Source organism: Flavobacterium sp. FG68 (assembly GCF_057808895.1).
On the sequence record NZ_JBMDIY010000035.1, the window covers coordinates 38,865 to 51,472 of the forward strand.

General features: G+C 32.4%; 11 protein-coding genes. 5 read left to right on the forward strand and 6 right to left on the reverse strand.

Going from position 1 to position 12,608, the window contains the following annotated elements:
* Positions 1 to 147 precede the first annotated feature (147 nt).
* Positions 148 to 453, reverse strand: coding sequence for a GIY-YIG nuclease family protein (locus ACODSB_RS19515; protein ID WP_488938255.1), 306 nt, complete (start codon positions 451 to 453; stop codon positions 148 to 150).
* Between the two features lie 355 nt (positions 454 to 808).
* Entirely contained in the window at positions 809 to 2,974 is a 2,166-nt protein-coding gene (locus ACODSB_RS19520; RefSeq protein WP_488938256.1) for an endonuclease MutS2, read from the reverse strand.
* A 133-nt stretch (positions 2,975 to 3,107) separates the two neighbouring features.
* On the opposite strand from ACODSB_RS19520, the gene ACODSB_RS19525 reads away from it, so the two are divergent.
* Positions 3,108 to 3,773: a uracil-DNA glycosylase gene (locus ACODSB_RS19525; RefSeq protein ID WP_180860173.1), complete on the forward strand. Its 666-nt coding sequence runs from the start codon at positions 3,108 to 3,110 to the stop codon at positions 3,771 to 3,773.
* Positions 3,774 to 3,906: 133 nt separating this feature from the next.
* On the opposite strand, the gene ACODSB_RS19530 is transcribed toward ACODSB_RS19525, so the two are convergent.
* The 4 genes from ACODSB_RS19530 to porX all read right to left on the reverse strand — a co-directional run bounded on the left by ACODSB_RS19530 (position 3,907) and on the right by porX (position 7,778).
* Positions 3,907 to 4,293 (reverse strand): DUF4258 domain-containing protein, encoded by a 387-nt coding sequence (locus ACODSB_RS19530; protein ID WP_053471420.1) that lies wholly within the window; start codon positions 4,291 to 4,293, stop codon positions 3,907 to 3,909.
* 36 nt (positions 4,294 to 4,329) lie between these two features.
* Entirely contained in the window at positions 4,330 to 5,529 is a 1,200-nt protein-coding gene (locus tag ACODSB_RS19535; protein WP_053471421.1) for an alanine dehydrogenase, read from the reverse strand.
* Between the two features lie 175 nt (positions 5,530 to 5,704).
* A complete protein-coding gene (gene tsaE / locus ACODSB_RS19540; RefSeq protein ID WP_488938257.1) occupies positions 5,705 to 6,112 on the reverse strand; it encodes a tRNA (adenosine(37)-N6)-threonylcarbamoyltransferase complex ATPase subunit type 1 TsaE in 408 nt (135 codons plus the stop codon).
* Positions 6,113 to 6,224: 112 nt separating this feature from the next.
* Positions 6,225 to 7,778, reverse strand: a complete 1,554-nt coding sequence (gene porX / locus ACODSB_RS19545; protein WP_053471424.1) for a T9SS response regulator signal transducer PorX — start codon at positions 7,776 to 7,778, stop codon at positions 6,225 to 6,227.
* Between the two features lie 221 nt (positions 7,779 to 7,999).
* On the opposite strand from porX, the gene ACODSB_RS19550 reads away from it, so the two are divergent.
* From ACODSB_RS19550 to lpxA, 4 genes are all read left to right on the forward strand, one after another.
* On the forward strand, positions 8,000 to 9,229 hold the full coding sequence (locus tag ACODSB_RS19550; protein ID WP_488938258.1) for an HD domain-containing protein: 1,230 nt from the start codon (positions 8,000 to 8,002) through the stop codon (positions 9,227 to 9,229).
* 39 nt (positions 9,230 to 9,268) lie between these two features.
* Positions 9,269 to 10,312 (forward strand): UDP-3-O-(3-hydroxymyristoyl)glucosamine N-acyltransferase, encoded by a 1,044-nt coding sequence (gene lpxD / locus ACODSB_RS19555; protein ID WP_053471426.1) that lies wholly within the window; start codon positions 9,269 to 9,271, stop codon positions 10,310 to 10,312.
* A complete protein-coding gene (locus ACODSB_RS19560) occupies positions 10,305 to 11,693 on the forward strand; it encodes a bifunctional UDP-3-O-[3-hydroxymyristoyl] N-acetylglucosamine deacetylase/3-hydroxyacyl-ACP dehydratase (RefSeq protein ID WP_053471479.1) in 1,389 nt (462 codons plus the stop codon). Before lpxD ends, ACODSB_RS19560 begins: the two co-directional genes overlap by 8 nt.
* Positions 11,694 to 11,763: 70 nt before the next feature.
* Positions 11,764 to 12,549 (forward strand): acyl-ACP--UDP-N-acetylglucosamine O-acyltransferase, encoded by a 786-nt coding sequence (lpxA, locus tag ACODSB_RS19565; RefSeq protein WP_029270176.1) that lies wholly within the window; start codon positions 11,764 to 11,766, stop codon positions 12,547 to 12,549.
* The last annotated feature ends 59 nt before the right edge of the window (positions 12,550 to 12,608 follow it).

The following is a 12,608-nucleotide window of genomic DNA, read 5'->3' on the forward strand; positions in this document are numbered from 1 at the left end:
TATGTCCTTGCGAGTAACGAAGCAATCTCATTTTAAGTTTTCATAATAGTTACTTGTTTTAGTGTGGTTGCTTCGTTCCTCGCAATGACCTTGCGTGCGTCTTTGCGAGGAACGAAGCAATCTCACTATGTATTTCTATACAGTATTTTACACAATCATTATATCTTCAATTTCTTCAAACAAGTCTTTCCAAGTAGGATTTATTGAACGAATCAAATTGTTTTTTACTTCTCTTGATCCGGCCTTAATTTGCTTTTCTCTCGTAATTGCATCTTCAATCCATTGGAATTGCTCGTAGTAGACCAGAATGTTTAGATTATATTTTGCTGAGAATGATTTTGGATATTTTTTGTTTTTATGTTCTAAGATTCTTTGTGGAAGATTTGATGTTACACCGGTGTAGACAACGGTTTGGTATTTATTGGTTATGATATAAACAAAACCTGGCTTCATAATTTTTATTGTTAAGTCATTGCGAGGAACGAAGCAATCTCATTATTACATAAACTTTATATTTGCTTATGTTAGTGTGGTTGCTTCGTACCTCGCAATGACAAAACTATAAATAAAAATTAAATTGTAAGAATTTTATTTCTATTTATTTTATTTATAAATATATCGAAATCAATAAATTTTATGAATCAAAAACAGCTTTCATAAATTATTTTTAAGCGATTTTCAAAAATATTACATCTTCATAATCGTCTTTTTTAAGATCGTTTCTTAAATCGCTTTATTTTAATTTTGTCTCAATTTCTCCCATTTTTCAAACTAAAACTGTCTCTATGACTGAAAACTAAAAAAAAACTTATTTCTTTCCAGCTTCAACAAATTCCAATTCGTCTAAACTTACTTTCGAAGTAAAAATTCCGTAATTGACAGTTGCTTTATTTTTTTCTATTGAATCAATACTTCCAACAGATTTTCCGTCGAGCATTCTAACTCGGTCACCAACTTTTAAAATTGGTTTTGGTTTTTCTATAACTGGTTTGAGTTTCTTCTCTTTTTTCTCTTTACGAATTTCTTCAACTTTTACCTGAACTTCGGCAATAACTTCTTTTTGTTTTTCAACTTTTGCCTTAACTTCTTTTGGAGTTGCTTTTTTACGTTTTGAGTTTTCGATTTCAACAATTTTCAAAAATTCTCCAATAAGTTCTTTTTTGTTTTTGTTGTTGAAATATTTCTCAGCAATATCATCAATTTTTTGTCCTATATATATGATCTTCTGGTTACTGTCATATAATTCCTGATAGCTTTCTAATTTCTGCTGGATTCTTGTATTGATGTTTTCCATCTTTTTGCTTTCCTCGCGAGCGCGCGTTTCTTCTTCTTTTAAATTTAAAGAAGTTTTTTCGAGCTTTGATCTTTCTTTCTGAAGTGTTGCAATGGTTTTGTCAAAACGAACTTTTCCAACTTCGATTTTCTTTTTGGCACGATTAATCAATCCAAACGGAATCCCATTTTTTTGCGCCACTTCAAACGTAAAAGAACTTCCTGCCTGTCCTAAAGCCAATTTGTACATTGGTTCTAAAGACTTTTCGTCAAACATCATATTGGCATTAGTGGCAAAAGGCAATTCGTTAGCCAGAATTTTTAAGTTTGAATAATGCGTTGTGATAATTCCGAAAGCTTCACGATGATAAAATTCTTCTAGGAAAATTTCAGCTAAAGCTCCACCCAATTCAGGATCAGAACCGGTACCGAATTCATCAATTAAAAACATGGTTTTCTTGTTACATTTCTTCAAGAAATAATTCATGTTTTTTAATCGATAACTGTATGTACTTAAATGATTTTCAATAGATTGATTATCTCCAATATCTGTTAGGATTCTGTCAAACAAGAAAGTTTCACTTCTTTCATGAACCGGAATTAATATCCCGGACTGCAGCATCAATTGTAACAAACCAACTGTTTTTAAGGAAATTGTTTTTCCTCCGGCATTTGGTCCAGAAATTACAATAATTCTGTTTTCTTGTTTTAATTTAATTGTCTGCGGATGCGTAACTTCATTTTTTTGTTTGTTGTTCAAATACAAAATTGGGTGATACGCTTCTCTAAAAAACAATCTTCTTTCCTCAGTAATTGCTGGTAAAATTCCGTTGATTCGATTTGCATATTTTGCTTTTCCGGCAACGACATCAATATCACTTAAAAAATCTTGATATTCAATTAGTAAAGGTAAATACGGACGAATTATATTCGATAAATTCTTTAAAATTCGCGTAATTTCTTCTTTTTCTTCGTATTCAAGATTTGCTAATTCTCTTGAATATTTTAAAGTAGCTTCAGGTTCAATGTAAGCAATGCTTCCGGTTTTAGAACTTCCTAAAATAGAGCCTTTTACCTTACGTCTGTACATAGCAATTACAGCCAAAACACGTCGGTTTTGAACGAAACTTTCTTTGATATCATCTAAATATCCTAAACCATTGTATTGCGTTAAAGCTACACCAAAACTTTGGTTTACTTTTCCGCGAACCAAGTTCATATTCTGACGAATACTTAAAAGTGCGGGAGAAGCATTGTCTTTAATTTCTCCGTATTTATCAACAATTGCATCAATATGAGTTATGATGTCTTTTGTTAATTCTACACGAGAAGCTCTTGCATTTAAGTTTGGATAATAATCATCGAATTTTTTTAAGAAATTCAATAAGACATTTGTTGTCGCAGAAAGATTCGCAATTTTTCTAAAACTGCCTACTTCAAGAAAACTGTCTTCGATTGCTAAAAACTTAATTTCGTGCGTTATAGCGTCAAATCCATGATTTGGAATTGCGTTGTTATTTTCAAAAGACGAAACATATTCTGAAGTCTGCATTAAAGACTGCATTAAGGTTTCTTTATCTCTGAATGGTGTTATTTGTAAAGCTTTTTCTTTTCCAATATCTGTATTACAGCCAGCCGAAATGGTTTCGAGCACTGTTGGAAATTGTAAATCTTGTAATGTTTTTTCGGTAATACTAATCATTTAATTTCTTTAAGAAAGTACAGGCAAAAATACAAAAATAGTATCATTGAATACTGTAAAGTTATTGTGTTATTTTATTGTTTGTTAAAGTATGATTTAACTTAAAAATTTCTGAAATTCGCATAAAAAAATTATGGACGTAAAAATGCATTCTTCCTGGAAACCGGTTTTGAATGAAGAATTTGAAAAACCTTATTTCAATGAATTAATCGATTTTGTAAAATCAGAATATTCAACAAAGGTTTGTTATCCAAAAGGAAGCCAGATTTTTTCAGCTTTTGATCATTGTCATTTCGATCAGGTAAAAGTGGTTATCATTGGTCAGGATCCTTATCACGGACCTAATCAGGCAAATGGTTTGTGTTTTTCTGTAAACGACGGAATTCCCTTTCCTCCATCTTTATATAATATTTTCAAAGAAATCGAAACTGATTTAGGAAAGCCGCTTCCAAAAACCGGAAATTTAGAGCGCTGGGCAGATCAGGGTGTTTTTCTTTTAAATGCTACTTTAACCGTTAGACAATCTGAAGCCGGAAGTCATCAGGGAAAAGGCTGGGAAAAATTTACTGACGCTGTTATTAAGCAAATTTCTGCTGAATCTGAAAATGTTGTGTTTTTACTTTGGGGCGGTTTTGCTCAAAAGAAAGCAGCATTGATCGACGCTTCTAAACATCATATTTTAAAATCAGGACATCCGTCTCCTTTGAGTGCTAATAGAGGTTTTTGGTTTGGAAATAAACATTTCAGCCAGACAAATACTTTTCTAAAATCAAAAGGACTTAAGGAAATAGAGTGGTAAAAAGCTTAATTTTTCATTTCGAGGAACGAGAAATCGCACTAGTAATTCCGTCAAGATTATCACTAATCTTTGTCGAGTTTCGTGTGCGATTTCTCGTTCCTCGAAATGACAAGAAACTTAATAAATTTATAGACTATTTTTCGACAGCTTTCTTAATAATTTCTTCTAAAACAGCTTCGTTTTCGTAGTTAGTAACTTTTAGAATAATCTCTTGATTTTTAACTGTTTTTCCTTCAATGACATATAATTTTCCCTTGTTAAACGGAACATTACTTTGATCAAAATCAACATCACCGTAAGTTAAAGTATTTTTAATATCGGCAGTATCAACCCATTTTTCGTTTAAAGTCTGAATTGCTTTATCGGAATATTTAAAAGGTTTTGTTCTTAGATTGTTTAAAACTCGGGCGTTTGGAAAATAATTGCAGCGAGTGTCTTTACCACTAAATACAAGGGCTACAAAAAAGCATCCCATAATTAATCCAATCAAATAATATGCAAAACGGTGTACGAACTTCATGAAATAAAATTTTGGCAAAGGTACATTAAAGTTCCTTTAAAATACAAGTAAATTAATATCGTTGTCTGGCAGGTCGAACCAGTCGCCAATTGCTTTATTTGTTAGGATTCCATGATATAAATAAATTCCGTTTTTAAGTCCTTTATTGCATCGAATTGCACTTTCTAAACCACCATCTTCGGCTATCTGATGCAGGTAAGGTGTTAGAATGTTACTAATTGATAATGAGGCAGTTTTGGAATAACGTGAAGGTATATTTGGTACACAATAGTGTAAAACATTACTTTTTATGAAAGTAGGTTTTTCGTGAGTTGTAACTTCAGAGGTTTCGAAACAACCTCCGGTATCAATGCTCACATCAACAATTACGGCACCTTTTTTCATATGTTCGACCATAGTTTCATTAACTACAATCGGGCATCTTTCTTTTCCTCTCATCGCTCCAATCGCAACGTCACAACGCCTTAAAGCTTTTAATAAGCCTTTTTGTTGTATCGTTGAAGTGAAAATTCGCTGGTTTAAATTATTTTGTAAACGACGTAATTTTGTGATTGAATTATCAAAAACTTTTACGTTTGCACCTAATCCTATGGCTGTTTTTGCTGCAAATTCACCAACCGTTCCGGCTCCAAGAATTACAACTTCGGTAGGAGGGACGCCGGTAATATTTCCGAATAAAAGTCCTTTTCCAAATTCATCTGTAATCATTAATTCGGCAGCGATAAGGATAGAAGCTGTTCCTGCGATTTCGCTTAGCGATTTCACGGCAGGGTAGGAACCGTCTTCATCTTTAATATATTCAAAAGCTAAAGCTGTGATTTTTTTTTGTGCCAAAGCTTCAAAGTAAGCTTTCTTTTTGGTTTTTAACTGAATAGCCGAAATGATTGTAGTTTCCGGATTTATCATTTCAATTTCAGCTAATGTTGGCGGTTCTACTTTTAATAGAAGCGGACAGCCGAAAACTCTTTTGGTATCTTTTGTAATTTCTGCACCTGCATCTGAATATTCTTTATCGGTATAACTCGAACTTTCTCCGGCTCCAGATTCAATCATAACACGATGACCTTCATAAGTAAGGGAATTTACGGCATCAGGAGTCAAACAGATACGACGTTCCTGATAGCTTGTTTCCTTAGGAATTCCTATGAAAAGTTCTCTTTTAAAACGACCAACCTCAAGTTTTTCTTCTTGCGGAAGCAATTGTTGTTTTGTAAATGGAGTTAAGGTAATTGACATGGATTGTGCAAAATATTAAGGGTACAAATTACGTAAAAAGTTTTAAAATTAGTGCAAAAATTCTGCTAATAGTAAAGTCTAATGTTAAGTTATTTTTTGAGGATCTTTGTGTTAAATTTTACCGCAATCGCGAAGCCTCGGGACACAAAGAATTCACAGAGGTTCGCAGAGTTTTCTAAGCTAATTTCAATTCTCTTTTTCCGTCTGCCAATAATTCAATATTAATTGTAGAATATTCTTCCGGAAGCAGATTCCTAATTTTTTCAGACCATTCAATAAAACACCAATTTCCTGAATATAAATAATCATCAACACCCATATCGAGTGCTTCTGTTTCTTTATTTAATCTATAGAAATCAAAATGATAAACGGTTTGATTATTAGATGTATAATATTCATTTACCAAAGAAAAAGTCGGACTGCTGGTAGCATCCTGAACTCCTAAACTTTTGCATAACTGCTTGATTAAAGTAGTTTTTCCAACGCCCATTTCTCCATTAAAGAGAATGATTTTTTTAGGGTTTGAATCTAAAATCTGCTGTGCAACTTCCTGAATTTGATCTAATGAAAAAACGATAGTCATTTTTATTATTTTTTTGCCACGAATTTCACAAATTTTCACAAATTAAAAGTGTTTTTCTTTTCAATTTCAATAAAAATTAGTGTCAATTCGTGAAATTCGTGGCGATATATTTTTATTTCGGATTAAATACCAAGAACGGAATAATCATTTCTTCTAACGAAATTCCGCCATGTTGATAGGTATTTTTATAATAACTTACATAATGATTATAGTTGTTTACGTAAGCCAGAAAAAAATCATTTTTGGCAAAAATAAACGAACTACTCATATTTATGGCAGGTAAACCAATTGTTTTAGGTTCTTTAACTACGTAAACATCTTTTTGTTCGTATGTTAAACTGCGGCCTGTTTTGTAGCGCAAATTTAAACTTGTATTTTTATCTCCCACAACTTTCGACGGATTTTTTACATTAATTGTTCCGTGATCTGTGGTTAAAATCAATTTGAAACCTAAAACTTGTGCCTGTTGAATAATTTCCAGTAAAGGAGAATTCTTAAACCAGCTCAACGTAAGTGAACGATATGCTTTATCATCAGAAGCTAATTCTTTTACGACTTCCATTTCCGTTTTAGCGTGCGAAAGCATATCCACAAAATTGTAAACAACCGTTACTAAGTCGTTTCCCTTTAAAGCTTTGAAATTTTCTGCCAGCTTTTTACCGCCTGCATAATTGGTGATTTTGAAATAATCTTCTTTAATGTTTAATCCTAAACGCTTTATTTGTGCCGAAAGAAATTCAGCTTCGTAAAGGTTTTTTCCTCCGTCTTCAACGTCATTTTTCCAATACTGCGGAAATTGTTTTTCCATGTCTAAAGGCGTTAAACCAGAGAAAATGGCATTTCTGGCATATTGTGTAGCGGTTGGAAGAATTGAGAAATACGGAACTTCTTTTTCTAATTTATAGTAATTAGAAATCACAGTTTCAAAAGATTTCCATTGATCGTAGCGAAGATTATCAATAACAACAAATAAGATTGGTTTGTCTTTCTTTTTGATTTCAGGAACTACTAATTCTTTAAATAAATTGTGCGATTGAATTGGTTTATCTGCTTTTGGTGCAAACCAGTCTTCATAATTTCTTTCAATATATTTTCCGAATTGAGAATTGGCTTCAACCTTTTGAGATTCAAGGATTTCAACCATTGCCTGATCGTTGATGTTTTCTAATTTTAATTCCCAGAAAAGGAGCTTTTTATACAATTCAACCCAGTCTTCATACGAATTTACCATCGCTAATTCCATTGAAATTTTGCGAAATTCTTTCTGATAATCGAGCGTTGTTTTTTCTGAAATTAATCTGGAATCGTCCAGATTTTTCTTCAAACTCAATAAAATTTGGTTCGGATTTACTGGTTTTATCAAATAATCGGCGATTTTAGAACCAATCGCTTCTTCCATTATATATTCTTCCTCACTTTTGGTAATCATAATCATCGGGATGGCAGATTTTTTCTCTTTCATTTCAGAAAGAGTTTCAAGTCCGCTCATTCCCGGCATATTTTCATCAAGGAAAACAATGTCGAAATTTTCTTCTTCAAACAAAGCAATGGCATCAAGTCCGTTATTGCTTGTGGTAACTTCGTAATTCTTTTTTTCGAGAAATAATATATGTGGCTTTAAAAGATCGATCTCATCATCGACCCAAAGTATTTTTATCTTATCCATAAACAGTTTTAATTTTAATGCAATTTAAAAGTATAGAACTTAAAAAGTATTAAAAATAGTATAAAATTAAGGATGACGAATTGAAATTTATTTAGAATTATTTTTTGCGCCTTTTTAATGTTTAAGAAAATACTTATAGTAAATATCTGTTTTTTAAGTTAAAAACTGAAATGAATTTATACTTAATTACTTATATTTGTTGACCAAAAAATAACCAAAGAGTGACTCAAATTAACAAATTAAAAATATTCAATGACCCAATTTACGGGTTTATAACTATACCGAACGAACTCATCTACGACCTAATTCAACACCCTTATTTTCAGCGTTTGCGACGTATATCGCAAATGGGATTATCGTATTTAGTTTATCCGGGAGCAAATCATACTCGTTTTCATCATGCTTTGGGCTGTATGCATTTAATGCAAAAAGCTGTTGAAAGTCTTCGTTTTAAAGGTGTTGCAATTTCAAATGATGAAGAATGTGCTTTATTAATTGCTATTTTACTGCATGATATTGGGCATGGACCGTTTTCGCATGCTATGGAAAAAAGTATTGTTGAAGATGTTAATCACGAAGCCATTTCATTATTGTTTATGAACAGGCTTAATGATGAATTTGACGGAAGATTAAGCCTTGCAATTCAGGTTTTTAAAGGTGAATATCATAGAAAATTCATGTTACAGTTGATTTCAAGTCAGTTAGATATGGACAGAATGGATTATCTTAAACGAGATAGTTTTTATACTGGAGTTGCAGAAGGAAATGTGAATTCAGAACGTTTGATTCAGATGATGAATGTTGTTGACGACGTTTTGGTGATTGAGGAAAAAGGTATTTATTCTGTAGAAAAATTTCTGCTTTCGCGAAGATTAATGTACTGGCAGGCTTATTTGCATAAAACAAGTCTGGTTGCCGAGTTAATTTTGATGAAAGTACTGAAAAGAGCTAAAGAATTGACTTTAAAAGGAGTTAAACTTCCTTGTAGTGAACCGCTTTTGTATTTTATGCAAAACAAAATTAGTCTTGAAGATTTTGATGCCGAAAAACTGGATTTATTTTCACAGTTAGATGATTTTGATATCATCAGCGCTTTAAAAGCGTGGCAGAGAAATCCTGATTTTATACTTTCTACTTTAAGTAAAATGATCATTAACAGAGATTTATTAAAGATTAAACTTAGTGCAGACAAAATTCCGATGGAAGAATCCCAATCTTTAAAAGAAGAATTTGCAGAAGCACATAATATTTCGGCACTTGATGCCGGTTATTTTATTTTTAGAGGTAAAATTAAGAATCAGGCTTATAGTAAAGCTGCCGAACCAATACGAATTTTGAAAAAAGATAAAACAATTGAGGATGTTGTCGAAGCTTCTGATCAGTTGAATCTGAAATCGTTATCTAAATTGGTGACAAAATATTATATCTGTTTTCCAAAACAACTTATCTAAAATTAACATTTAAAATCTATTTTTTATATTTTTGTCGCGATGAAATTTACAGCAGAACAAATAGCAGGAATTTTAGAAGGAGAAGTTGTTGGGAATCCCAATGCCGAAGTTTCTCGACTTTCTAAGATAGAAGAAGGAGAGGAAGGATCTCTTACTTTTTTGGCTAACCCGAAATATATCAACTATATATATACTACAAAAGCTACAGTTACCATTGTTAACGACAGCTTTATACCTGAACAGGAAATTACTACTACATTAATTAAGGTTGAAGATGCTTATGCTTCTTTTTCTAAACTTTTACAATTTTACAATCAGGTAAAATTGAATAAAAACGGAATCGAACCACAGTCTTTTATGTCTGAGGGAACTAAATATGGAGAAAACTTGTATTTAGGAAGCTTTAGTTATATTGGGCAAAATGTAGTTTTAGGAAATAATGTAAAAATTTACCCAAACAGTTTTATTGGCGATAATGTTGTTATTGGCGATAATGTGTTTATTTTTGCCGGTGCAAAAATTTATTCTGAAACTATAATTGGTAATAATTGTACCATACATTCCGGTACTATTATAGGTGCAGATGGTTTTGGTTTTGTACCAAATGAAGAAGGAGTTTATAGTAAAGTGCCGCAAATAGGTAATGTAATTATCGAAGATAATGTAGATATTGGTGCCAATACTACAATTGACAGAGCAACTCTGGGTTCTACAATTATTAGACAAGGAGTTAAATTAGACAATCAAATTCAAATCGCCCATAATGTTGAAATTGGTAAAAACACTGTAATTGCTGCTCAAAGTGGTGTTGCAGGTTCTACTAAAATTGGCGAAAACTGTATGATTGGCGGACAGGTTGGTATCGCAGGCCACTTAACTATAGGAAATAATGTAAGGCTTCAGGCACAGTCTGGAGTGGCAAGAAACATTAAAGATGATGAAATTCTGCAAGGAACGCCATCGCTTGGATATACTGATTTTAATAAATCGTATGTTCATTTCAAAAATCTTCCTAAAATAGTTGCCGAAGTTGAAGAAATAAAAAAACAAATAATAAACCCAAAAAATGGAAATAATGGTTAAACAGAAGACCATCAAAAATGAAATTTCACTAAAAGGCGTTGGATTACATACTGGAAAAGAAGTTACAATGACTTTTAAACCAGCTCCAATTAATAATGGTTTCACTTTTGTAAGAGTAGATTTGCAAGGCCAACCAGTCATTGAGGCTGACGCTAATTATGTTGTTAATACGCAAAGAGGAACTAATTTAGAAAAATTAGGTGTTAAAATACAAACTCCGGAACACGTTTTAGCGGCTGTAGTTGGCTGCGATTTGGATAATATTATTATTGAATTGGATGCCTCTGAACTACCTATTATGGATGGTTCATCAAAATATTTTGTTGAAGCAATTGAAAAAGCAGGAATTGAAGAACAAGACGCAAGCCGTAATGTTTATGTAGTTAAAGAAGTTATTTCATTTACTGATGAAGCTACAGGAAGCGAAATCCTTGTTATGCCGAGCGATGAGTATCAGGTAACTACAATGGTAGATTTTGGTACAAAAGTTTTAGGTACTCAAAATGCTACACTTAAAAGTTTATCAGATTTTAAACAAGAAATTGCAAGCTCTAGAACTTTTAGTTTTTTACATGAACTAGAATCTTTATTAGAGCACGGTTTAATTAAAGGCGGCGATTTAAATAACGCTATTGTTTATGTAGACAAAGAAATATCTGAATCTACAATGGCTAACTTAAAGAAAGCTTTTGGTAAAGAAGAGATTTCTGTTAAACCAAACGGAGTTTTAGATAACCTTACTTTGCATTATCCAAACGAAGCTGCAAGACACAAATTACTTGATGTTATTGGAGATTTATCTTTAATTGGAGTTCGTATTCAAGGAAAAATCATTGCAAATAAACCAGGTCACTTTGTAAACACTCAGTTTGCTAAAAAACTGGCAAAAATCATTAAAATAGAACAGAGAAATCATGTTCCTGTTTATGATTTAAATCAGGAGCCATTGATGGATATTCATAAAATCATGGCTATGTTGCCTCACAGACCACCGTTTTTATTAATTGACAGAATTATCGAAATGTCTGATCGTCATGTGGTTGGTTTAAAAAATGTTACGATGAACGAAAATTTCTTCGTAGGACATTTTCCTGAAGCTCCAGTAATGCCGGGAGTTTTAATTGTTGAAGCAATGGCACAAACAGGTGGAATTTTGGTTTTAAGCACTGTTCCAGATCCTGAAAATTATTTGACATATTTCATGAAAATTGACAATGTTAAATTCAAACACAAAGTATTGCCGGGTGATACCTTAATTTTCAAATGTGAGTTAATTTCTCCTATCAGAAGAGGAATCTGCCATATGCAGGCAAATGCCTATGCAAACGGAAAATTAGTGACTGAGGCAGAATTAATGGCACAAATTGCAAGAAAACAATAATTAATCAAATTTATTGTTTAGGTTTGTTGCCCTAAAAATTAGACTATTTTAATTAAAATATAAAACATAGATGAATCAACCATTAGCATATGTTCATCCAGGCGCTAAAATCGCTAAAAATGTTGTAATTGAACCTTTTACAACAATTCACAATAATGTTGTTATTGGAGACGGTACTTGGATTGGTTCAAATGTGACCATCATGGAAGGTGCTCGTATTGGTAAAAATTGCAACATTTTTCCAGGAGCTGTAATTTCTGCGGTGCCACAAGATTTAAAATTTGGAGGAGAGGATTCTCTTGCAATTATTGGAGATAACTGTACGATTAGAGAATGTGTTACTATAAATAGAGGTACAGTAGCTTCTGGACAAACTATTTTGGGAAACAATTGTTTAGTTATGGCTTACGCTCACATTGCACACGATTGTGAGATTGGTAATAACGCTATTATTGTAAATGGTGTAGCTTTGGCAGGACACGTAGTTGTGGGTAATCACGCTGTAATTGGTGGTTTAGCAGCAATTCACCAATTTATTCATATTGGAGATCACGCTATGATTTCTGGTGGGTCTTTGGTAAGAAAAGATGTTCCTCCTTATACAAAAGCGGCTAAAGAACCATTATCATATGTGGGGATCAATTCAGTTGGTTTAAGAAGAAGAGGATTTAGTACTGAAAAAATTAGAGAAATTCAGGAAATTTACAGAATTTTATATCAAAAGAATTACAATACAACACAAGCTTTAAGTATTATTGAAGCTGAAATGGAAGCAACTCCTGAGAGAGATGAAATTCTTGATTTTATCAGAAATTCATCGCGAGGAATTATGAAAGGTTATTCAGGGAATTATTAATTTTAGAGTTTAGATTTCTGATTTTAGATTTCTAAGCTGTAAAAATAAAATTTAAATCA